At 68.3% G+C, this 22,267-nt stretch carries 19 protein-coding genes; 8 read left to right on the plus strand and 11 right to left on the minus strand.

The window, feature by feature from the left end; all coding sequences use genetic code 11:
* From AZKH_RS07300 to AZKH_RS07320, 5 genes are read right to left on the minus strand one after another with little or no spacing between them, the layout of a single operon-like run.
* A complete protein-coding gene (locus tag AZKH_RS07300; RefSeq protein WP_015435110.1) occupies positions 1 to 1,455 on the minus strand; it encodes a hydrogenase 4 subunit F in 1,455 nt (484 codons plus the stop codon).
* Positions 1,455 to 2,114, minus strand: a complete 660-nt coding sequence (locus AZKH_RS07305; RefSeq protein ID WP_015435111.1) for a hydrogenase 4 membrane component — start codon at positions 2,112 to 2,114, stop codon at positions 1,455 to 1,457. Before AZKH_RS07305 ends, AZKH_RS07300 begins: the two co-directional genes overlap by 1 nt.
* A 6-nt stretch (positions 2,115 to 2,120) precedes the next feature.
* Positions 2,121 to 3,068, minus strand: coding sequence for a respiratory chain complex I subunit 1 family protein (locus AZKH_RS07310; protein ID WP_015435112.1), 948 nt, complete (start codon positions 3,066 to 3,068; stop codon positions 2,121 to 2,123).
* Positions 3,065 to 5,065: a hydrogenase 4 subunit B gene (gene hyfB, locus AZKH_RS07315; RefSeq protein ID WP_015435113.1), complete on the minus strand. Its 2,001-nt coding sequence runs from the start codon at positions 5,063 to 5,065 to the stop codon at positions 3,065 to 3,067. The genes AZKH_RS07310 and hyfB overlap by 4 nt, the downstream gene beginning before the upstream one ends.
* A 16-nt stretch (positions 5,066 to 5,081) precedes the next feature.
* The gene (locus tag AZKH_RS07320) at positions 5,082 to 5,903 is read right to left on the minus strand and encodes a spermidine synthase (RefSeq protein WP_015435114.1); all 822 of its coding nucleotides are present in this window, start codon (positions 5,901 to 5,903) and stop codon (positions 5,082 to 5,084) included.
* A 111-nt stretch (positions 5,904 to 6,014) separates the two neighbouring features.
* Between AZKH_RS07320 and AZKH_RS07325 the strand changes: the two genes are divergently transcribed.
* The 4 genes from AZKH_RS07325 to AZKH_RS07340 all read left to right on the plus strand — a co-directional run bounded on the left by AZKH_RS07325 (position 6,015) and on the right by AZKH_RS07340 (position 10,756).
* Positions 6,015 to 6,200, plus strand: a complete 186-nt coding sequence (locus AZKH_RS07325; protein WP_015435115.1) for a CopG family transcriptional regulator — start codon at positions 6,015 to 6,017, stop codon at positions 6,198 to 6,200.
* Positions 6,201 to 6,348: 148 nt separating this feature from the next.
* Positions 6,349 to 7,194 carry a polysaccharide deacetylase family protein gene (locus AZKH_RS07330; protein ID WP_015435116.1) on the plus strand — a complete coding sequence of 282 codons (846 nt, stop codon included), beginning with the start codon at positions 6,349 to 6,351 and terminating at the stop codon, positions 7,192 to 7,194.
* A complete protein-coding gene (locus AZKH_RS07335; protein ID WP_231874486.1) occupies positions 7,191 to 8,450 on the plus strand; it encodes a putative glycoside hydrolase in 1,260 nt (419 codons plus the stop codon). The genes AZKH_RS07330 and AZKH_RS07335 overlap by 4 nt, the downstream gene beginning before the upstream one ends.
* A complete protein-coding gene (locus AZKH_RS07340; protein WP_015435118.1) occupies positions 8,447 to 10,756 on the plus strand; it encodes an exo-beta-N-acetylmuramidase NamZ domain-containing protein in 2,310 nt (769 codons plus the stop codon). The genes AZKH_RS07335 and AZKH_RS07340 overlap by 4 nt, the downstream gene beginning before the upstream one ends.
* Before the next feature lie 184 nt (positions 10,757 to 10,940).
* Here the strand turns inward: AZKH_RS07340 and AZKH_RS07345 are convergent, their stop codons facing one another.
* Complete coding sequence (locus AZKH_RS07345; RefSeq protein WP_015435119.1) at positions 10,941 to 11,381, minus strand: Hsp20/alpha crystallin family protein; 441 nt, start codon at positions 11,379 to 11,381, stop codon at positions 10,941 to 10,943.
* Positions 11,382 to 11,630: 249 nt separating this feature from the next.
* Between AZKH_RS07345 and polX the strand changes: the two genes are divergently transcribed.
* Both polX and groL read left to right on the plus strand, forming a co-directional pair.
* Positions 11,631 to 13,349: a DNA polymerase/3'-5' exonuclease PolX gene (gene polX / locus AZKH_RS07350; protein WP_015435120.1), complete on the plus strand. Its 1,719-nt coding sequence runs from the start codon at positions 11,631 to 11,633 to the stop codon at positions 13,347 to 13,349.
* 25 nt (positions 13,350 to 13,374) lie between these two features.
* Complete coding sequence (gene groL, locus AZKH_RS07355) at positions 13,375 to 14,985, plus strand: chaperonin GroEL (RefSeq protein ID WP_015435121.1); 1,611 nt, start codon at positions 13,375 to 13,377, stop codon at positions 14,983 to 14,985.
* A 45-nt stretch (positions 14,986 to 15,030) separates the two neighbouring features.
* Here the strand turns inward: groL and AZKH_RS07360 are convergent, their stop codons facing one another.
* The gene (locus AZKH_RS07360) at positions 15,031 to 15,531 is read right to left on the minus strand and encodes a BCAM0308 family protein (protein ID WP_015435122.1); all 501 of its coding nucleotides are present in this window, start codon (positions 15,529 to 15,531) and stop codon (positions 15,031 to 15,033) included.
* A gap of 151 nt (positions 15,532 to 15,682) precedes the next feature.
* On the opposite strand from AZKH_RS07360, the gene AZKH_RS07365 reads away from it, so the two are divergent.
* The gene (locus AZKH_RS07365) at positions 15,683 to 16,714 is read left to right on the plus strand and encodes a hypothetical protein (RefSeq protein WP_156822062.1); all 1,032 of its coding nucleotides are present in this window, start codon (positions 15,683 to 15,685) and stop codon (positions 16,712 to 16,714) included.
* A 12-nt stretch (positions 16,715 to 16,726) separates the two neighbouring features.
* Here the strand turns inward: AZKH_RS07365 and AZKH_RS07370 are convergent, their stop codons facing one another.
* The 4 genes from AZKH_RS07370 to AZKH_RS07385 form a co-directional block, all read right to left on the minus strand.
* On the minus strand, positions 16,727 to 17,713 hold the full coding sequence (locus AZKH_RS07370) for a ribose-phosphate pyrophosphokinase (RefSeq protein WP_015435124.1): 987 nt from the start codon (positions 17,711 to 17,713) through the stop codon (positions 16,727 to 16,729).
* A gap of 39 nt (positions 17,714 to 17,752) precedes the next feature.
* Positions 17,753 to 18,037 carry a hypothetical protein gene (locus AZKH_RS07375; RefSeq protein WP_015435125.1) on the minus strand — a complete coding sequence of 95 codons (285 nt, stop codon included), beginning with the start codon at positions 18,035 to 18,037 and terminating at the stop codon, positions 17,753 to 17,755.
* Complete coding sequence (locus tag AZKH_RS07380; protein ID WP_015435126.1) at positions 18,034 to 18,711, minus strand: phosphoribosyltransferase; 678 nt, start codon at positions 18,709 to 18,711, stop codon at positions 18,034 to 18,036. The genes AZKH_RS07375 and AZKH_RS07380 overlap by 4 nt, the downstream gene beginning before the upstream one ends.
* A 200-nt stretch (positions 18,712 to 18,911) precedes the next feature.
* Positions 18,912 to 21,707 carry an AMP-binding protein gene (locus AZKH_RS07385; protein WP_041656004.1) on the minus strand — a complete coding sequence of 932 codons (2,796 nt, stop codon included), beginning with the start codon at positions 21,705 to 21,707 and terminating at the stop codon, positions 18,912 to 18,914.
* Positions 21,708 to 21,814: 107 nt separating this feature from the next.
* Between AZKH_RS07385 and AZKH_RS07390 the strand changes: the two genes are divergently transcribed.
* Positions 21,815 to 22,261 carry an archease gene (locus AZKH_RS07390; RefSeq protein ID WP_015435128.1) on the plus strand — a complete coding sequence of 149 codons (447 nt, stop codon included), beginning with the start codon at positions 21,815 to 21,817 and terminating at the stop codon, positions 22,259 to 22,261.
* Positions 22,262 to 22,267: the final 6 nt, after the last annotated feature.

Genomic DNA, 22,267 nt, shown 5'->3' on the forward strand with positions numbered 1-22,267 from the left:
TTAGCCTCCGATCATCCGGGCCGCCTGCCGATACCAGCCATCGAGATACGGCGGAATGTAGAGGCCGAGCATCAGCGCGAGTCCCAGGTGGATGAACACCGGCAGCAGCGCGGGCGGGTGGGCGAGTGGACGCAGCGCGGTTTCGCCGAAGACCATCGGCTGCACGCGGCTGAAGATTGCGGCGAAGGCGACGCCGAGCGCGATCAGGAGGAGCGGCGTCGCCCACGGGAGCTCGCGCATCGCGGTCGTCAGGATCAGGAACTCGCTTGCGAAGACGCCGAAGGGCGGCATGCCGAGGATCGCGAGCGATCCGAGCATCAGGCCCCAGCCCACGGTGGGGCTCACCTTGAGCAGGCCGCGGATGTCCTCCATCGCCTGCGATCCGGCCTTTTGCGCGGCGTGGCCGACGGCGAAGAAGATCGCGGACTTGACGAGCGCATGCACGGTCATGTGCAGCAGCCCGGCGAAGTTCGCGATCGGGCCGCCGAGGCCGAAGGCGAAGGTCATCAGGCCCATGTGCTCGATCGACGAGTACGCGAACATGCGCTTGACATCGCGCTGGCGCGACAGGAAGAAGGCCGCGACGACGACGGTAAGCAGGCCGAAGCCGATCATCATGCGCCCCGGCAGTCCGCTTTCGAGCGCGCCGTCGGCGAGTACCTTGACGCGCAGCACGGCGTACAGCGCGACGTTGAGCAGCAGGCCCGACAGCACCGCCGAGATCGGCGTCGGGCCTTCGGCGTGCGCATCCGGCAGCCAGTTGTGCACCGGGACGAGGCCGACCTTGGTGCCGTAGCCGAGCAACAGGAAGACGAAGGCGAGCGACAGGATGCCGGGGTCGAGCGACTGGCTCGCTGCGGCGAGATGGGTCCACAGCAGCGCGCTCTCGCCGCCGCCGATCGCGCGTTCGGCCGCGAGATAGACGAGGATGGTGCCGAAAAGCGCCTGCGCGATACCAACGCCGCACAGGATGAAGTACTTCCACGCGGCTTCCAGGCTCGCGGCGGTGCGATAGACCGACACCAACAGCACCGTGGTCAGCGTCGCCGCCTCCATTGCGACCCACAGGATGCCGAGGTTGTTCGTCGTCAGCGCGAACAGCATCATGCCGTTGAAGAACTGGTACATGCTGTGGAAGAGCCGCATGCGCCCCGGCGTCATCTTGCCGTGGTCGCGTTCGACGCGCATGTAGGGGCGCGAGAAGAGCGAGGTCGTGAAGCCGACGAAGGCCGTGAGCGTGACGAGGAAGACGTTCAGCGGATCGACGAAGAACTGCTCGCCCCACATCATTTGCGGCCCGTGGCGGATGACGACCGTCGTCAGCCAGACGCTCGCGGCGAGGGTCAGCAGGCTCACCCCGGCGTTCAGTTCGCTGGCCCGGTCCCGGTCGCCCCAGATCGCGAGCAACGCGCCGCCGGCGAGCGGAATCGAGAGGACGAGGAGGAGCGGGTCCATCAGTCTTCCTTCAGCTTTTCGAGATGGCGGATGTCGAGGCTGTCGAACTGCTCGCGGATCTGGAACATGAACACGCCGAGGATCAGGATGCCGACCAGCACGTCGAAGGCGATGCCGAGCTCGACGATCATCGGCATGCCGCTCGTCGCTGCGGTCGCCGCGAAGAAGAGGCCGTTTTCCATCGACAGGAAGCCGATCACCTGCGGCACGGCCTTCGCGCGCACGATCATCATCAGGAAGGACAGCAGCACGCACGCGAGCGCGATGCCGAGGGTGCCGCGGGCGATGGACGTCGACAGCCCGGAGATCGGGCGTGCGAGATTGAAGGCGACGATCACGAGCACGATGCCGATCAGCATCGTCGTCGGGATGTTGAAGAGCGTCTCGACGTCCCAGCGCACGTTCAGGCGCTCGATGACCCGGTGCAGCAGGATCGGGATCAGGATCACCTTCAGCACGAAGGTCATCCCCGCCGAGAAGTACAGATGGTGCTGCCCCGTCAGATAGGCGACGATCAGCGTCGCGCAGACGAGCGACGCACCCTGCAGCGTGAAGAGATGGATCAACGTCAGGATCCGCCGCTGCGCGATCATCGCGAACGCGAGCACGAGCAGCACCACGGCGAAGAGGTTGATCGACTGGGCGAGGAGCAGGTTCATGAGGGCTTATGCTCCGAGCAGTACGTGCACCAGCAGCGCGATGACCGCGAGCAGGAAGGCCGTCGCGAGGAACTCCGGCACGCGGAAGAGGCGCATCTTCGCGTTGATCGTCTCGATCAGCGCGAGCAGCACGCCGCCGACCGCGAGTTTCGCGACGAGCGCGGGGATCGCGAACACGATCGCGACCGGCGTGTCGGCTTCGGCGACGCCCCAGGGCACGAAGAGCGCGAGGCCGATGCAGGAGTAGGCGAAGAGCTTCAGCGACGCGGCCCATTCGACGAGCGCGAGGTGGCGGCCCGAGTATTCGAGGATCAGCGCCTCGTGGATCATCGTCAGTTCAAGGTGGGTGGCGGGGTTGTCGACCGGCACGCGGGCGTTCTCGGCGAGCGACACCATCGTGAAGGCGACGCCGGCGACCGCGAGGCTGGGGTAGATCGCGAAGGGCCGGTGCGCGAGCGTCTCGACGATCTGCGCGAGCGAGGTCGATTGCGAGATCAGCGACGCGGCGAAGAGCACCATCAACAGCGCCGGCTCGGCGAGGAAGCCGACCAGCATCTCGCGGCGCGCGCCCAAGGTGCCGAATGAGGTGCCGATGTCCATCGCAGCGAGCGAGATGAAGACGCGGGCGAGCGCGAACAGGCCGACCAGTGCGATCGCGTCCGCGGCCGGGGCGAGCGGCAGGTCGGTCGACAGCGTCGGCGCGATCCCGCACGCGAGCGCCGTGCAGCCGAACATGATGTAGGGCGCGACACGGAAGATCGGCGAGGCGTTCTCGGCGACGACCGATTCCTTGTTGAAGAGCTTGTGCAGCGTGCGGTAGGGCTGGAGCAGGCCGGCCGCGCGGCGGCCCTGCAGCCATGCGCGCCACTGATTGACCCAGCCCGTGAGCAGCGGGGCGAGTCCGAGCGCGAGGACGACGGCGAGCAGCTGCGCGAAGAGGCCGCTGGCGCTCATGATTTCACCACCATCAACAGCACGATCAGCGTCACGAAGCTGTAAAGCAGGTAGATCGCGATCCGCCCCTGCTGCAGGTGGCCGACGCCGCGTGCGATGCGCGACGTGAGCCGCGCGATCGGCAGGTAGAGCCAGTGCCAGAAATGGTCCTCGATCGTCACGCGGTAGACGGGCTTCGCGTCGAAGGGCGAAGGCAGCTGGCGGTGCATGCGGAAAAAGGGCTCGAAGATCTGGCGGATCGGCTGGCCGAAACCCTCGGCCGAATCCTGCATGCGCGCGGTCTGCGCCGGGAAGCCGCAATCCCATGCGGGGGCCCGCCGGAGACGGCCGTGATAGAACCTGCGCACCCCGACGATCGTGAGCAGTACCGCGACGGTGACGACGACGAGGAACACGAGCGGACTGTAGCTCGCGCGATCGAGCGAACTCGGCGACAGCATCAGCCAGCCGTTCGCGCGCACCGCGTCGGCGATGCCGCCGCCGACGAGAAGCCGCGTCACCGGGTCGATGAAGCCGATTACCGTCACGGGAATCAGGCCGAGCAAAACGGAGCCCGCGGCGAGCCACGCAAGTCCGGCCCGTTCCAGTCGCGAGGACGGATGCGCATTGACGAGCTTCGGCTCGCGCGGCTGGCCGAGGAAGATCACGCCGAAGAACTTCACCATCGTGTAGCCGGCGAGCGCCGAGACCAGCGCGATGCCGGCCGCGAGCACCGGCACCATCATGTTCAGGAAGGAGTCCGGCAGTCCGGTCGTGAACAGGAAGCTCTGCAGCAGCAGCCATTCTGAGACGAAGCCGGACAGCGGCGGCAGGCCCGAGCTTGCGAGCACGCCGACGAGCGACAGCCACGCCACCCAGGGCATGCGCCGCATCAGCCCGCCGAGCTTGCCGAGGCTGCGTTCGCCGGTCGAATGCAGCACCGAGCCGGTCGCGAGGAAGAGCAGGCTCTTGAAGAAGGCGTGACCGACGACGTGGTAGAGCGCGGCGGTGAGCGCCAGTGCGGACAGAGCCGTCATGCCGTAGGCGTTGAAGAGCACGCCGAGCCCGATGCCGACGAAGAGCAGGCCGATGTTCTCGATCGACGAGTACGCGAGCAGGCGCTTCATGTCGGTCTGCACGGCGCTGAAGACGACGCCGTACAGTGCCGTCGCGAGGCCGACCGCGAGCAGCAGCGCGCCCCACCACCAGAGTTGCGCGCCGAGGAGATCGAAGCTCACGCGCAGCAGGCCGTAGATCGCGGTCTTCAGCATCACGCCGCTCATCAGCGCGGAAACCGGCGACGGCGCCGCCGGATGCGCCTCCGGCAGCCAGACGTGGAGCGGCAGCACGCCGGCTTTCGCGCCGAAGCCGAAGGTCGCGAGGAGGAAGGCGACCGAGGCCCACAGCGGCGACAGCGTCTGCGCGCGCATGTTGGCGAAGGTGTAATCGCCGGTGTTCGCCTGCAGCACGCCGAAGCACAGCAGGATCGCGATCGCGCCGATGTGCGCGACGAGCAGATACAGGAAGCCGGCCTCGCGGATCGCCGGCACGCGGTGGTTCGCCGTGACGAGGAAGAAGGACGACAGCGCCATCGTCTCCCACATCACCATGAAGGCGTAGGCGTCGTCAGCCAGCACGACGAGCGCCATGCTCGCGAGGAAGACGTGGTATTCGAGGCACATCAGCCCCGGCGGCGTGCCTTCGCCGAGCCGGAAGTAGCCCGCGGCGAAGACCGAGATGCCGACAGCGGCCGCGCCGATCACGAACAGGAAGAAGGCCGACAGGCCGTCGAGCCGCAAGTGGAAGGGGAGGTCGGGGAGCCCGATCGCGAGCACGGCCGTTTCCGGCGGCGCGAACAGCGCTCCGAGGGCGAGCCCGGCCAGCACAAGGGCGAGCGCAGCGCCGGCGGGGAAGAGCGTGCGGGCGACGAAGGCGGTGTTGCGCAGTGCTGCGATGCCGACGAGACCGAGTGCGAGCCAGCCGGCGATTACGATCAGGATCCAGTCCAGGATCAGCACGCGGGGTCCCTGACTCTCAGCGCCCGCGGTTGGCCGCGGGCCAGTTGTCGCCACCGAATGCGCGGCGGCGATCGAGGCGGTGCTGGATGCGTTGCGCGAGCGAAGGCAGTCCGATCGGGTGGCCGTCGTCGAGCGCGCGGGCGCGCTCCAGCAGCTGTGTGCGGCGCGGGGGGAAGTGCCGATCCTTGCTCGCGAACAGGATGCGGTTCGTGTCTTCCTCGGAGCGGACGGAGACGAAACGGTCGCGGAAACTGTCGCGGATACGCGACGCATAGACGCCGTAGCGTGAATCGCCGGACCATAGATTGACGACCATCATCCCGCCATCGGCGAGCATCTCGTAGCAGTAGTCGTAGAACTCGGCCGAACACAGTTGCGGCGGCATGCCGACGAGATCGAAGCCGTCGACCAGCAGGATGTCGGGCGCCTCGTCCGTGTCGCGGACGTAATCCGCGCCGTCGCCGCACAGGATGCGCAAACGCGGGCCATCCGGCGGAATTCCGAACTCGTCGCGCAGCGCGATGACTTCGGGGCTGATCTCGACCGCCGTGACCGAGGCATCGGGGATGGCGTGGAGGCAATACTTGACGAGCGAACCGCCGCCCAGCCCGATCATCGCGATATGCCGCGGCGCCGGATGGAACAGCAGGAAGCCCATCATCGTGCGGGTGTAGTCGAGCGCCAGCGCGTTCGGATCGTCCAGCGCCATCTGGCTCTGGATCGTGAGCGCGTCGAACTGCAGCGCGCGCTGGCCGTTGGCGTCGACCACGTAGGGCTGACCGTCGCTTCCTTGGGCCAAGAGGCCGCACCAACTGACAAGGTCCTTCATGTCGCTCACGTCCGAGGCTCCTACACGCGACATTGCGTTCGCACCGAGTACACACTACATTGCCAGTGACGCTGCTTTCAATGTTAATTTGATGTTAATGGCCGCGATGGCCTCCGCGCGATGAAAGAGAATCGAACCGCCCGCCTGACGCTGTTGATCGACCCCGAGAAGAAGAAGATCTTCGAGGAGATCTGCGCGAGCAAGGACCTCACGGCATCGCAGGTCGTGCGCCGGATGATCCGGAAATACATTCAGGAAAATGCCGGCAGCCGGAAGCTGCCGGCCTGGCTCGAAGACAACGATTGAACGAGCCCCGCCTGTAATCACGAAGGCTTGCGACGGGAATGCTGGGGTGTGCGTTATTGCCCCATGCGCTGCGATGCATCGTTTTCCTTGGCGGCAAATCGGTTCATCATGACTGCGTGCGGGATGCGGGGGCGGAAGGGAGAGCCGGATGAACCGCCGGAGCCAATTGCTTCGCGTGGAACGACTGAGGGAGGGTTGGCGCCGGACTCTCTATGCGGCGCTTCTGCTCTCGCTGCTCATCGGCTGGCATGCAGTGATGGCCGCGGTAGTGCCCGTCCTCGTCTATCACCGCTTTGGCGCGGTCGCGGCCGACAGCATGACGGTGCGCACCGAGGTTTTCGAGGCGCAATTGCAGCAGCTTCATGCGAGCGGGGTCAGCGTCGTCCCCCTGCGCCAGCTCGTCGACACGCTGCGGAGTACCGGGCCTCTGCCGTCCCGCGCCGTCGCGCTGACGATCGACGACGGCCACCGGTCCGTCTATACGGATGTTTTGCCGCTGATCCGGCGCTACCAACTGCCGGTGACGCTGTTCATTTACCCTTCGGCGATCTCGAATGCATCCTACGCAATGACGTGGGAGCAGTTGGCGGAGCTGAAGGCGTCGGGGCTGGTCGACATCCAGTCACACACCTACTGGCATCCGAATTTCACGCATGAGAAGCGCAAGCTCGATCCGGCCGCCTACGCGACCTTTGTCGATTGGCAGCTTGTCCGTTCGAAGACGGTGCTCGAGTCACGTTTCGGCCGGAAAGTCGACATGCTTGCCTGGCCATTCGGCCTGCAGGATGCGGACTTGCGCGAGCGTGCGGCGCGGGCCGGCTATGTCGCGGCGTTCACGCTCGAGCGCCGACCAGTGCGTGAGGGCGATGATCCGCTTGCGCTGCCGCGCTTCCTGATCACGTCGGCGGTCAGCCCGAACGCCTTTGCGGCGATCGTGGCACGCGCGCGAGATGAGGCCGAATCCGGGAAGAGCACGAGGGAGGCGGCGCGGTGAAGAGGGGGTCTCGGCTGCTTGGCATATTCATTTTGCTGGCCGTGCTGATGCAGGACATCGCCGGGGCGGCGAGCGTGCGCGTGGTCGATGCGTCGTCGCGACGTCCGATCGAGGGCGCTCGCGTCACGATCGCGGGCCGAGTCGAAGTGACGGACGCTAACGGGATGGCGAACCTGCAGGGCACGGGCGGGCCCATCGCCGTGCGAGCTCCGGGCTACCGGCGGCTGCAGCAAGCCGTGATCGACGCGTCTGCCGGCACGGTCGAAGTCGCGTTGGCGCCGTTCCATGCCAGGGCGCTCTATCTGTCGTTCTACGGTATCGGCGATGCGCGGCTGCGGGGTGCAGCGCTGTCCCTTTTGGCCGAGACCGACCTCAATGCGCTGGTGATCGACGTGAAGGGCGATCGGGGCGGCATTCCGTATCGCAGCGGCATTGCGCTCGCCGCCGAGACGGGGGCTCAGCAGGTGATCACGGTCAGGGATCTGCCCGCGCTCGTTGCTTTGCTGCGTGCACAGGGCATCTACCTCGTCGCGCGCGTGGTGAGCTTCAAGGACGACCTTCTCGCGCGGAGGCGGCCCGAGCTCGCAGTGCATACGCACTCGGGCGGGCTGTTCATCGATCGCGAGGGACTTGCCTGGACCGATCCGTTCCGCCCGGAGGTGCGCGCCTACGTGCTCGAGGTGGCGGAGGAGGTCGCGCGGATGGGTTTCGACGAGATCCAGTTCGATTACGTGCGTTTTCCGGACCAGGCCGGACTGGTGTTTGCCGAGCCGAACACGGAGGCGAACCGGGTGTCGGCGATCACCGGTTTCCTGGCCGAGGCGGGGCGACGGCTCGCGCCCTACAATGTATTCATCGCCGCGGACGTGTTCGGATACGTGCTGTGGAATCGTGACGATACGGACATCGGGCAGCGGCTCGAAGACCTCGTGCAGCACGTCGATTACCTGTCGCCGATGCTGTATCCGTCGTCCTTCCAGTTCGGCATCCCGCGCTACACCGATCCGGTCGCGCATCCTTACGAGATCGTGCGCTTGTCATTGGACAACGCGCTTCGGCGTACCGGACTGTCGCCACTGCGCTTCCGGCCCTGGTTGCAGGCCTTTCGGGATTACGCATTCGATCGGCGCGATTTCGAAGCGGGCGAGATCGCCGCGCAGATTCGGGCGGCGGAAGCTTTCGGCACGGCGGGGTGGATGCTTTGGAACCCGCGCAACGCTTATAGCGAGGCAGGACTGAGGAGAGGGGGCAATTGAGGCGCTTGCGGGGGGTGGGCTGGCTTGGGCTGATGTGTTGGTTGCTCGCGGTGCCGACGGCGTGGGCGGCTCGCGCGCTCGACCCGGCGGCGCTCTTTGCCATCGAATCGGTCGTCGGTCAGGAGATGGGATTCGGGCGAGTGCCGGGGGCCGTCGTGCTGATCGGCGGGGAGGCGGGGGTGATCTATCGCCGCGCGTTCGGCGACCGGCAGCGGGAGCCGCAACGCGTGCCGATGACGGAGGACACGATCTTCGACCTGGCGTCGCTGACGAAGCCGATCGCGACGGCCACCGCCGTGATGCAGCTCGTGGAGCAGGGGCGGCTCGAGCTCGACGCGCCGGCCGCGCGCTACTGGCCCGCGTTCGGCGCGGCCGGCAAGGAGGCGATCACGCTGCGCCAGTTGCTGATGCATCGCTCGGGACTGCGCGCGGATCTCGACCTGCGACCGGCGTGGAACGGGCGCGACGCGGCGCGGCGGCTGATGCTTGCCGAAAGGCCGGCGGCGGCGCCGGGGTCGCGATATCTGTACAGCGACATCAACTTCGAGGTGCTCGGCGAGATCGTCGAACGGGTGGCGCAGATGCCGCTCGACGAGTATTGCCGCCAGTTCATCTTTTCGCCGCTCGGGATGCGCGACACCGCGTTCCGGCCCGTCGATCGGTCGCGCATCGCGCCGACAGCAGGCCACGACGCGGGCTTCGTACATGATCCGACCGCCGCCCGCATGGGCGGGATTGCCGGGCACGCGGGCGTGTTCTCGACGGCCGACGACCTGGCGCGCTTCGCACGGATGATGCTCGCGGGCGGCCAACTCGACGGGGTGCGAGTGCTGCGTCCCGAGACGGTCGAGGAGATGACGCGCCTGCAGGCGCAGGATTTCGAACATCCGCGCGGATTAGGTTGGCGGCTGGTCGCGCCGTTCGCCGCCAACCGCTTGGCATTGCCGCCCGTTGGCGCCTATGCACATACGGGCTTCACCGGCACCGCGATGTGGATCGACCCGGTGTCCGGAATCTACGTGATCGTGTTGAGCAGCCGGCTGCATCCGGACGGGCGGGGCAATGCCGAACCGCTGCGCGAGCGCGTCGCGACCGTCGTCGGCGATGCGCTGGGCACGCTCGGGGAGCAGGCGATCGTCGCCGCGCGGCCCGCGACGGCGGCCTACGCGGGCCCGGCGGAGCGGCTCGAGACGGGGCTCGACGTCATGGCGGCGCGCGGCTTTGCGCCGCTGCGCAATATGCGGGTCGGCCTGATCACCAATCACACCGGACGCGACGCGTACGGGCGGAGCAACGTCAATCTGCTGCGCGCGGCGCCCGGGGTGCGGCTCGCGGCGCTGTTCAGCCCCGAGCACGGTTTCGGCGGCGAACGCGACGAGGAGGTCGAATCGGCGGTCGATCCGGCGACCGGCCTGCCGATTCACAGCCTCTACGGCGAGACGCGGCGCCCGACGCCGGAGATGCTGGCGGGGCTCGATGCCCTGGTGTTCGACATCCAGGACGCGGGGACCCGTTTCTACACCTACATCACGACCCTCGGGTACGCGATGGAGGCGGCGGCCGAGCAGGGCGTGGCCATCTATGTGCTGGACCGGCCCAATCCGATCACGGCCGCCGCCGTGCAGGGGCCCATGCTGGACGCGGACCGCACGTCCTTCACCGGCTACCACCCCTTGCCGGTGCGTCACGGCATGACGGTCGCCGAGCTTGCGCGTCTCTTCAATCGCGAGGCCGGCATCGGTGCCGACCTGCGGGTGGTGCCGATGCGCGGCTACGACCGGCGGGCGTGGTACGACCAGACCGGCCTGCCGTGGATCCCGCCGTCGCCCAACCTGCGTACCCTCGTCGAAGCGCTGCTCTATCCCGGCGTGGGCCTCGTCGAGGGGGCGAACGTCAGCGTCGGACGGGGGACCGAGATGCCGTTCGAACTCGTCGGGGCGCCGTGGATCGACGGGGCCGACCTCGCGCGCTATCTCGAGGCGCGGGCAGTGCCGGGCGTCGCCTTCAGCGCCGCGGCGTTCACCCCCGCGAGCTCGACATGGAAAAACCAGGCGTGCCAGGGGGTGCGCCTCACCGTCACCGATCGCGATGTGCTGGATGCTCCCGCGCTGGGCATCGAGATTGCCGCCGCGCTGCAGCGCTTGTATCCCGCGGTCTTCAAGCTTGACGCGACACTGGGGTCCATCGGGTCGGAAAAGGTCGTGGCGGCGATCCGGGCGGGTGAAGATCCGCGCACGATCGCCGGTGCATGGCAGTCCGGGCTGGACGCCTTCCACGCGCGGCGCAGCGCCTACCTCTTGTACTGATCGGCGTTTGGCAGGCGGCGCGACATCAGGTCGTCTTGCAGGCGGCACGCCGGCCATCACGGAGGAACGTCGGCGCCTGCCTGTGAAAGCCGGTCCGCCGGGGCCGGTCGATGACGCGTTCGCACTGCGATGCGGCCTTTTTGCCGCGCGCGTGCAGCGCTCGCCCGGCCCCGCGCGCCCTCCCTTACTCGACCTTGACCTCGAGCATCTTGGGCTTGCTTTCGGCGCTCTTGGGCAGCTGGATCGTCAGCATCCCGTCCTTGAATGTCGCTTTCACCTTGCTCTCGTCCACATTGTCGGGCAGCGAGAAGACGCGGCTGAAGCTGCCGTACGAGCGTTCCACTCGGTGGAATTTCTTGCCCGACTCTTCCTTTTCCTGCTTGCGCTCGCCGCGCAGCGTGAGCGCGCCATTGTCGACCGTGACGTGGACGTCCTCTTTCTTGACCTCCGGAAGTTCTGCCTTGACGATGAACTCGCCTTCAGTCTCGGCGATGTCGACGCGCGGCATCCATTCACCGGCGGCGATCGTCTCGTGTGCGCTCGGGCGCAAGCTGCCGAACGACTTCATGTAGCGGTCGAACAGGTCTTCCATGTCGCGCCATGCATCCCATTTCATCAGTGCCATGATCTTTCTCCTCGCATCGGGGCATAATCGACACCACCGACTTCTCGGCCGACGACCGGATGGCCGCCGGGCAACGCGAAGCTTCTCCATCAACGTCAACATAGTCGACCGCCCGAAATCCGCACGCCGATCATGCAGGTTGGTTGATCATCGTCAATCGTCGCTTGCAAATCGTGAATATGCTGACTGGATCAATGGCCCGCGTCGGCGCTGCCGGCGTCGGCTGCACGCCGCGCGCAGGAGGACTTCATGCCACTGCACAATGCCGACATCGCTGCGATCTTCGAAGAGATCGCCGATCTGCTGGAAATCGAGGCTGCCAATCCGTTCCGTATCCGGGCTTACCGGCGCGCGGCGCGCGTCGTGGGGGAACTCGGGCGCGACCTGCGGCAGATGCTGGCCGATGGCGAGGATCCGGACTCGTTGCCGGGTATCGGCGCCGATCTGGCAGCCAAGATCCGCGAGATCATCGACACCGGCCACTGTGCGCAGCTCGACCGCCTGCACCGCGAGCTGCCGCCCGCGATCGCCGAACTGCTGCACATCCAGGGGCTGGGCCCGAAGCGGGTGCGTGCCCTGTGGCACGACCTGGGCGTCCAGACCGTCGAGCAGCTGTGCCGCGCGGCGCGGGATGGACGCGTCCGCTCGCTTCCCGGATTCGGGGAGAAGACCGAGCACCGCATTCTGGAGGCAACCAAGGCGCACCTGAGCCGCGACCCGCGCTTCAAGCTTGCAAGCGCCGGGCAGTATGCGGACGGGATCGTCGCGTACTTGCGCGGCGTCGACGGCGTCGAGCAGGTGGATGTGGCGGGGAGCTTTCGCCGGATGCGCGAGACGGTGGGCGACCTCGACGTGCTCGCGATCGCCGCGAACGGCAGCGCCGTGACGGACGCCTTCGTCACCTATGACGAGGTGGAGCAGGTGCTCGCCCGCGGGCCGACGCGCGCGAGCGTGGTGCTGCGCTGCGGGCTGCAGGTCGACCTGCGCGTCGTCGCGGCGGAGAGCTACGGTGCGGCGCTGTGCTACTTCACCGGATCCAAGGCGCACAACATCGCGCTGCGCCGCGGCGCGCTCGAACGCGGCCTGAAGGTCAACGAATACGGCGTGTTCCGCGGGAACGACCGTATCGCCGGCGACACCGAGGAGTCGGTCTACCGTTCACTGGGTCTCGCCTGGATCCCGCCCGAGTTGCGCGAGGACCGGGGCGAGATCGAGGCCGCGCGCAAGGGCCGTCTGCCCCGGCTGGTCGAGCGCGAGGACTTGCGCGGCGACCTGCATGCGCACACACGCGCGACCGACGGGCACGACAGCCTGCGTGCCATGGCCAAGGCCGCACGCGAGGCGGGACTCGAATATCTCGCGATCACCGAACATTCCCGCCGCCTCGCGATGGCGCACGGGCTCGATGCCGAGGGGCTGGCGCGTCAGATCGACGAGATCGAGCGACTGAACGGCGAACTCGACGGCATCCGCGTGCTGAAGGGCATCGAGGTCGACATCCTCGAAGACGGCAGCCTCGACCTGCCGGATTCGATCCTCAGCCGGCTCGACGTGGTGGTCGGGGCGGTGCACTCGCGCTTCGAGCTGTCGCGCGCAAGGCAGACCGAGCGGATTCTGCGGGCGATGGACAGCCGCCACTTCTCGCTGCTGGCACATCCGACCGGGCGGGTGCTGGAGACTCGGGAACCCTACGACGTGGACATGCTGCGCGTGATCCGGCATGCCCGCGAGCGCGGCTGCGCGCTCGAACTCAACGCGCATCCAGCCCGGCTGGACCTGCTGGACACGTGGTGCATGGCGGCCCGCGACGAGGGGGTTCCGGTGGCGATCAATTCGGATGCGCACAGCGTGCGCGATTTCGCGAATCTGCGCTTCGGTGTCGGTCAGGCGCGGCGCGGCTGGCTCGAGGCGAAGGACGTGCTGAACACGCGCCCATTGGCGGCGCTGTTGATGTGGCTGGGGCGCTGAGCGCCAATCTTTGGGGGAATGTCTCATGGCGGCGAAGCAGTTGCTGTTTCACCAGGCGGCGCGGGAGGGCATCGTCCGCGGCATGTCGGTGCTGGTCGATGCGGTGAAGAAAACGCTCGGCCCGCGGGCGCGGACCGTTCTGCTGGAGCGGCCGTTCGGGCCGCCAATCGTGATCAACTCCGGCGTGGTGGTCGCCCGGGCGATCGAATTGCCCGACCCCTTTGAGAACATGGGGGTGCAGATGGTCCGTCAGGTCGCGGCGAGGACCTCGGAAGTGGCCGGCGACGGCACGACCACGGCGACGCTGCTCGCAGCGGCGATCGTGCGCGAGGGCATGAAATACGTCGCTGCCGGCATGAATCCGATGGATCTCAAGCGGGGCATCGAGAAGGCCGCCGGGCGCGTCGTCGCCGTGCTCCGGGAGATGGCTCGGCCCTGTGAGACGCGGCACGAAATGGCGCAGGTCGCGGCGATCTCGGCGAACAACGACGAGGCGGTCGGCGCGCTGATCGCCGAGGCGATGGACAAGGTCGGGCGCGAAGGCGTCGTGACGGTGGAGGACGGTTCGGGACTCGCCAGCGAACTCCAGGTCGTCGAGGGGATACGCTTCGACCGGGGCTATCTGTCCGCGTACTTCATCAACACCGCCGAGGGCCAGCGCGTCGTGCTCGAGGACGCTTGGGTGCTGGTCTGTGACCACAGGCTGTCGTCGATCGTCGAGCTCGTTCCGATCCTGGAGAAGGTCGCCGAAACCGGCCGGTCGCTGCTCGTGATCGCCGAGGAGGTCGAAGGCGAGGCCTTGGCCATGCTCGTCGTGAACAGCTTGCGGGGCGTGCTGAAGCTGTGCGCGGTGAAGGCGCCGGAGTTCGGCGAGCGGCGCGCGGCGATGCTCGAAGACATTGCGACGCTGACCGGGGCGACGGTGATCGCCGAGGCGCAAGGATTGACGCTGGAGCAGGCCGGGCTCGATCTGCTGGGCAGCGCGAGGCGCGTCGAAGTCGACAAGGACAGCTGTACGCTGGTCGGCGGCGGCGGGGACAGGGCGCGCATCGAGGCGCGCCTAGCGCTGATCCGCGGCGAACTGGCCCAGGCGGCGAGCGAAGCCGAACGCGAGCCGTTGCGGGTGCGGGCCGCGAAGCTTGCGGGCGGGGTCGCCGTGGTGAAGGTCGGCGGTGCGACCGAAACCGAGATGAAGGAGCGCCGTGCACGGGTCGAGGACGCATTGCACGCGACGCGGGCGGCGGTCGCCGAAGGGGTGTTGCCCGGCGGCGGCGTGGCCTTGTTGCGCGCGCGCGCGGCGCTGGAGGATGTCCACGGCGACAACCACGATCAGGAGTGCGGCATCGGCATCCTGCGGCGGGCGCTCGAAGAGCCGCTGCGCCAGTTGGCCGAGAATGCCGGCGTTGAGCCATCGGTGGTGCTAGACCGCGTGCGGGCGGGCGAAGGCGCGTTCGGTTTCAATGCCGCCTCGGGTGAGTATGGCGACATGATATCGATGGGCGTCCTTGATCCGTGCAAGGTCACGCGCACCGCATTGCAGAACGCGGTGTCGGTCGCCGACCTGATCCTGACGACCGACTGCATGGTCGCGACCCGGCCCGAAAGCGATGTGCCGCCGCCGGCGGAGGCGTTTTGAACGAAGACCGCCCCTGCGCACGACCCGCGGGGCGGCAGCGCGGGCTCAGTGCCAGAAGTAGACCCGCACGAAACATTCGGAGTCGCTGTACTTGAACTCGAGCAGGCCGCGGTGGGCATGCTGCAGCGCTTCGCCGATGCGACGGGCGAGGTGGACGCCGGTCGTCGTGACGACCAGCGTGCCGTCCTCCTCGTCGATGTCCATGATGCGTTCGATGGCGTGTTCGCCCCCTTCGGCGTTGGCCTCATGCTCGATCAGGCGCAAGTACTCGTCCTTTTCGGCGGCGCCGAATTCGCCGCCGATCATGACCACGCCGGCGGGGAACTTGTCGCGTACGCGTTTGCAGGCCGGACACACGCGGGCGTGCGCGTCGGCCGCCGCCGTGCCCTGGCGCCAGCGTCCGCCGTGGAAGACAGCGCCGCAATCGGGGCAGGCCGCCGGTTCGGCCGGCTTGGCGCGCTCGGCGTAGGGATCGTGGCGGTGTTCCTGGATCAGCCGGTCGTGCCGTACCGGGTGGGATGAAGTTGCCTTTGAGTGACGGGACATGATGACCTCCCCGATCGGTGGCTCCGAATGAGGTACGGAAATCCCTTTTGTTTATTTATAGCAAATTCGCGGGGAACAGTCGTTGTCGGGGGCAATCCGCTCGCTCGTTGCTCGCCTATGATGAAACTGGGGACCGGACGATGAAATGCGGATGACGATGCAGGGACAAACCGACGAGGACATCGGGATCGCGCTCAAGGTCGCCTTTCTCGGACGTCCGGCTGCCTATCCGGATGGCGTAGGCGAGGTGCGGGCGGTCGAGACGCACATGTCGTGGGTATTCCTCGCCGACGGCTTCGCCTACAAGCTGAAGAAGCCGGTGTGCTTGCCGTATCGCGATTTCAGTTCGCTCGAAGCGCGCCGTATCAACAGCGAGGACGAGCTGCGACTCAACCGGCGGCTGTCGCCCGCGGTCTATCTGGGCGTCGTGCCGCTGACGCGCGAGGCGGGGGGCGGGTTGGCGCTCGGCGGTACCGGGCCGGTAGTCGACTGGCTCGTGAAGATGCGTCGCCTGCCCGAGGCGGCGATGCTGGACCGGCTGATCGGCGAGCATGCGGTGCCGCGCCCGGCGATCGACGCGCTGGTCGCGAACCTTGCCAGCTTCTACCGCGAGGCGCCGGTCGTCGACTGGGCGCCCGGCGAGTATGTGCGGCGCCTCGGTGAGCAGGTGCAGGCCAATGCGGACGAGCTGATGGACCCGCGCTACGGGCTGGCGGCGGGACGCGTGCGTGGGGTGCTCGCCGCGCAGCAGGCCTTCCTGCATCGGGCGGCCGACCGTTTCGAGCAGCGCGTGCGCGAGCGGAGGGTCGTCGAGGGGCATGGCGACCTGCGGCCGGAGCACGTGTGCCTGACCCCCGAGCCGGCGGTGATCGATTGTCTGGAGTTCAACCGCGAGTTGCGCTTGCTCGATGCCGCGGAAGATTTCTGCTTTCTCGTCCTCGAATGCGAACGCCTTGGGGACGCGGCCCTGGGAGCCTATCTGCTCGCGGCGTACGCGCGCGCGAGCGGCGATGCACCGGATGCCGGGCTGCTGAGTTTCTACAAGTGCCGGCGGGCCACGCTCCGCGCCAAGACCGCCGCATGGCATCTGCACGACGAGGCGCTGGCCGACCCGGGCAAGTGGCTGTCGCGGGCATGCGTCTATCTGGACATCGCGACCCGGCACGCGGCCGCGCTGGGCTGAGCTCAGGCGCGTTCAGGGTTCGAGCAGCGCCGTGATCGAGCCGTTGCCGTTGATCGCCGCGATCGCCGACGCCACCAGCGGGGCGATGTCGAGCACGACCAGCTTCGACTGCACCAGCGCGGGGCTGAGCCGGAAGGGCGGGATGCTGTTGGTGACCACGACCTGCGCGAGCGCCGGGTCGGCGAGCACGGTCTCGGCCTTCGCCGAGAACACGCCGTGGGTCGCCGCGGCGTGGACGGCGAGGGCGCCGCGTTCGCGGCACACCTGCGCGGCGTGCAGCATCGTGGAGCCGGTGCTGATGAGATCGTCGATGATGACGGCGCTGCGGCCTTCGACGTCGCCGACGATCGCACCGCCGCGCATGACTCCGCCGGCGCGGTGCTTTTCCATGAAGGCGAGGGTGGCCTCCCGCCCCAGCGCTGCCGACAGTCCCTGGCGAAAGCGTTCCGCGCGCTTCACGCCTCCCGCGTCGGGGGACACGACCACGACCTCGCTTGCGCCGAGTTGCGGGGCGAAGTGGCGGACGAAGAGGGGATTGGCTTCGAGGTGCTCCGTCTGGCAGCGGAAGGCGTTCTGGAAGGCGGCGAGATTGTGCACGTCGAGCGCCACCACCCGGTCGCAGCCGACGGCCTCGAACATGGCCGCGATGTAGCGGGTGCTGACCGGGTCGCGCGGCTGTGTCTTTTGTTCCTTGCGTGCATAGCAGAGGTAGGGCAGCACGGCGGTGACGCGCGCGGCCGAGGCGTCGGCGAGCGTGCCGAGGAAGAGCAGCAGGCGCACGAGCTTGTCGTTGACGCTGCATTGCCGGTCGCCGTGAAGTGGCTGGATCACGAACACGTCCTTGCCGCGCACGCTGCACAGGGGGCGGGCCTTGTGTTCGCCATCCTCGAAGCCCCGTTCCTCGTGCGGACTCAGGGCGACGCCGAGGGATTGCGCCACGCGCTGACCGAAGTCCTGCGCATTGTCGAGCGCGAACAGGCAGATGTCGCTTGCGGGCATGGGGTCCTCCGTGGGTTGGCCTCGGCTGGGTTCCCGTCTTCAGTTGTCCTCGGTGCGGGGGACGGACTCTTCGGCCGGCAGACCGGTTTCCGGGTCGATCCAGTCCGCGATGCCCACCTCTTCCCCCGCTTGCCCGGGGGTTTCGCCGACTTCGATGTCGGTGTCCGCCCCGCTGAATTCCATGTCCTCGACCGCCTTCATCAGCGTCGCGAAGGGGCCGAATTCCTTGCCGGTTTCCTTGTCCTGCCAGTAGAAGCCGTCGGGCCGTTCGATGATGCGCGTGCTGTCGTAGTTGGCCGGCGTCTGCGGGATCGGGGACGTCATGGCTCTCTCCTCTCGGCCTTGGATTCTGTCGCGGCGCCCGGCGGACGCTGCAGTTCGCTCAGCAGGCGTAGCGCTTCGGCGTCCTCGACTTGCGTGAAGTCGCCATAGAAGGCGCTGATGCCGCCGAGGAAGGCCGGTTCGAGCAGGCATTCGACCTCGTCGCAGTACCGTGCCAGCAAGTCGACCGTCTCCGGTGGTGCGACCGGCACCGCGACAATGAGTTCGTACGGATGGCGTGCCTTGAGTACGTGCAACGCGGCGAGCATCGTCGAGCCGGTGGCGACGCCGTCGTCGACGACGATCACCGAGCGGCCGGCCACCTCCGCCGCCGGCCGCACCGCGCGAAAGCGCTCGCGCCGCTTCGCGATCTCCTCCGTCTGATGGGCGCGCTCCCGTGCGAGATATGCGTCGTCGACGCCCATCACGCCGCGGGCGAAATCGGAGAGGTACACTTCGCCGTCCTCGCCGAGCGCGCCGACGGCCAGTTCGTGCTGGTACGGCGCGCGTAGCTTGCGCGCGAGCACGATATCCAACTCGGCGCCCAGTGCGCGCGCAAGCACGGCGCCCGTCACGACCCCGCCGCGGGGGATGGCGAGCACGAGCGGGTCCTTGAGGGCGCGCCCCTTGAACCGTTCGGCCAGTTGCAGGCCTGCGTCTTCACGATCTCTGAACATGGTGGTCTGCCTCGTGTATCCGAAGTCCGGCGCAGGAACCCGGCGCCGGCTCCGGCGTCGTCCGCGGGCACGGTGGCCGGCCTGAGGAAGCGTCGCTTCATCGGTTCGCGCACGTCGTGCATGCGGCGACCATGACATCGTCCGATTTCAAGATAGACAGGAATGCGGGTTCTTGCCGTGTCTCTTTCCGGCCGAATCTGCTAGAGGGTCGTTGCGTCCGGTTCTCCGCAGTGCGCCAGGATCTCCTTCCTCACCGTGTCGCGCAGCGCGACGGCCGCGCTCCAGTCCGAACCCGGCGGCAGGACGGGGCGGCCGATGGTGACGGTGATCGGGCCGCGGCGCGGAAACCAGGTCTCGTCGGGGAGGACCGCGCGGGTGCCGCTGATCGTCAGCGGCAGCACGGGAAGGTCGGACTCGCAGGCGGCGAGGAAGGCCCCGAGGCGGAATTCCTGCAGGCCGGCACGCCGGATGAAAGTGCCTTCCGGGAAGTAGAACAGCGACGCGCCGGCACGCGCGCATTGGGCGAGGCGGCGGGCGGCGTCGACGCTGTCCTGCAGCGCGAAGCGTTCGATGAACTCGGCGCCGAGTCCTCGCAGGAAACGTCCTGCGACCGGGTTGTCGAGCAGTTCGCGTTTCGCGACGAAGCTGAAGGGGCGCGGCAGCGCGGCGGCGGCGACGAGTCCGTCGAGGTAGCTCGAGTGGTTCGCGACGGCGATGCAGGGGGCGGTCGAGGGGAGATTTTCGAGGCCCCGGACGGTGATGCGGATGCCGGTGATGGCTGCGAGCAGGCGTGTGCCGTGGCGGGCGATGCGCCACGCGAGCGCAGGCCGGTGCAGCGCGGTCACCGCGAGCCATACCGGGATCGCGAGCAGCACCAGCGCCGTCCACGACCATGCGGCCCACAAGGCCGCGACGCCGCGCCGGAGGAAACGCGCCGCGCGGCCACCGGCTGCCATGGCGGCAAGGCGCAGCAGTTGCATGCGCACGCTGCGCGGGCGACCCAGCGCGCCGCTCCGGTACAGGTCGCGCGTCGCGGCGCGGCGGATCTTGCCGCTGGAGGTCTTGAGCACGCTGTGCGGCGGGGCGAGCACGACTTCGTCGAGCGGCACGCCGAGCAGGTCGACGGCGAGGCGGTCGATCGCGTGGCGCAGCCGGCGCCGTTCGTCGTCGTCCTGCGTGCGGGTCTCGACGACCGCGACGAGGCGTTCGCCGGCGGTGGCCGGGTCGGGGCTGCCGAAGATGGCGACGCAGCCCTTGCGCACGTGCGGCTGCGCGCCGATCGCCTCTTCGAGTTCGTACGGGTAGAGGTTGCGCCCGCCGCGGATGATCATGTCCTTGACGCGCCCGGTGACGAAGAGCTCGCCGCCCGCGAGGTAGCCGAGGTCGCCGGTGTCGAGCCAGCCCTCGTGCCACAGCTTGCGGGTTTCGTCCGGATTGCGCAGGTAGCCCGCGGTGGCGGACGGGCCGCGGAATTCGATGCGGCCGACGCGGCGTTCGGGCAGTTCCGTGCCGGCCCCATCGACGATGCGCAACTCGTGCCCGGGCAGGGGCTGGCCGCAGCCGACGAAGCGGATCGCGCTGGCGTCGTTGTCGGCGGCAGCGGTCGCGCCGGTGCCGCGGAAGAAGGTTTCGCGATCGACGCGGTCGATGCGGGGGCCGCGTCCGGGGCGGGGGACGGCGAGGCCGACGGTGTTCTCGGCGAGCCCGTACGAGGGGGTCATGGCGTCGCGCCGCAGGCCGTAGGGCGCGAGCCGTTCGGCAAAGCGCTCGACGGTGTCGGGACTCACGGGCTCGGCACCGTTCGCGGCGATGCGCCAGCACGACAGGTCGAGTCCGGCAAGCTCCCGGTCCTCGACGTGCTTGAGCACGAGTTCGTAGGCGAAGTTCGGGCCGGCCGAGAGGCTGCCGCGGTAGCGGTGGATGGTCCATAGCCATCGCGCGGGACGCGACAGGAAGTCGAGCGGCGACATTAGCACGAGCGCGGAGCCGTTGTAGAGGCTGCCGAGCCACGCCGCGATCAACCCCATGTCGTGGTACAGCGGCAGCCAGCTCACGGTGACGTCGGCGGCGTTCATGCCGATCCGGCGGCTCCAGGCGCGGATGTTCGCGAGCAGGTTGGCGTGCGTGAGCATCACGCCTTTGGGGTTGCCGGTGCTGCCCGAGGTGTATTGCAGCAGGGCGAGGTCTTCGGGGCGTGGCGTGGCGGTCGCGGACGGGGCGTCGGCGCGGGCCAGCTCCTCGGCGGTGGCGACGCGCTTCAGGCTCGCGCTCTGCGTCGCGAGCAGGCGCCCGACGGTGCGCACATCGGCGTCGGTGATCAGCACCGGAGCGCGGCAACTGTCGAGGATGCCGGCCTGACGGCGCAGATGGTCCTCGAGCTGGGAGGGGCGGGTCGGCGGATACATCGGCACCGGCACGCCGCCGGCGAGCAGGGCTCCGAAGAAGCTCGTGAAGAAGTCGAGCGTCGTCGGCAGCATGATCGCGACCGCGTCGCCCGGCGCGAGCCCGGCCTGGCGGAGACCGCCGGCGATGCGCCGCGCGCCGTCGAGCAGATCGCGGTGGGTCAGCGTGGCGGCCTCGGCGTCGCCCCGCAGCAGGCGGATGTGGACGTGTCCGGGCGAGCGCGCGGCGTGCCAGTCCAGGACGTCGATGAGCGTGCCGGCCGCGGCCGGGGCTTCGATCGTCGTCTGCCCTGTTGCGGGCAACACGATGTCCGCCGCCCGTGCGGCCAGCTCCGGCCGCGCGGCGTGCAGCGCGACGAGCAGGTCGCGCGGGGTTTCGGCGGTGCCGAGGGTGTCGGCGGGCAATTGCGCCTGCGCCGCGCGTTCGAGCCGCGCCAGCAGTTCGACGCGCGCGAGACTATCGAGGCCGAGGTCGCGTTCGAGGTGACTGTCGAGGCCGGGCACGTCGTCACGGTCGGGGTGCAACTCGGTCACGAGCTCGCGCACGATGCGCAGCAAGTCCTCAGCGTCGAGCTTACGTACGGGTCGATTCATGCCAGGGCCCAGGTGTCGAGTCGCCCCGCCGGCGAGCAGACCTTCGGCGGTGGGCGCTTCGCAGTCGATTACCCTATCATAGAATGTGGGCGAGTCATGAGCTTGGCATGAATCGGACGGAGGCGCGGATGGCGTGGGAGACATTTCCCCATGAGGCCGACATCGGGCTGCGCGGGACCGGTGCGACCCTTGCCGAGGCCTTCGTCGGTGCGGCGACCGCGCTGACCGCGGCGATCTGCGATCCCGCGACGGTGGCCGCGCATCGGCGGGTGCGGATCGGCTGCGCGGCGCCCGATGTCGAGTTGCTGCTCGTCGATTGGCTCAATGCGCTGGTGTTCGAGATGGCGACGCGGCACATGCTGTTCTCGCGTTTCGACGTCCGCATCGACCCGGCTCCCGGCGGGTTTCGCCTGCAGGCGACGGCGTGGGGCGAGGCGACCGATGTCGTCCGCCATCAGCCGGCCGCGGAGGTCAAGGGCGCGTCGTTCTGCGAGCTGAAGGTCGGACAGCGCCCGGATGGCATGTGGTTGGCTCAATGCGTGGTAGATGTCTGACGCACC

This window comes from Azoarcus sp. KH32C (genome assembly GCF_000349945.1).
Taxonomy (GTDB): domain Bacteria; phylum Pseudomonadota; class Gammaproteobacteria; order Burkholderiales; family Rhodocyclaceae; genus Aromatoleum.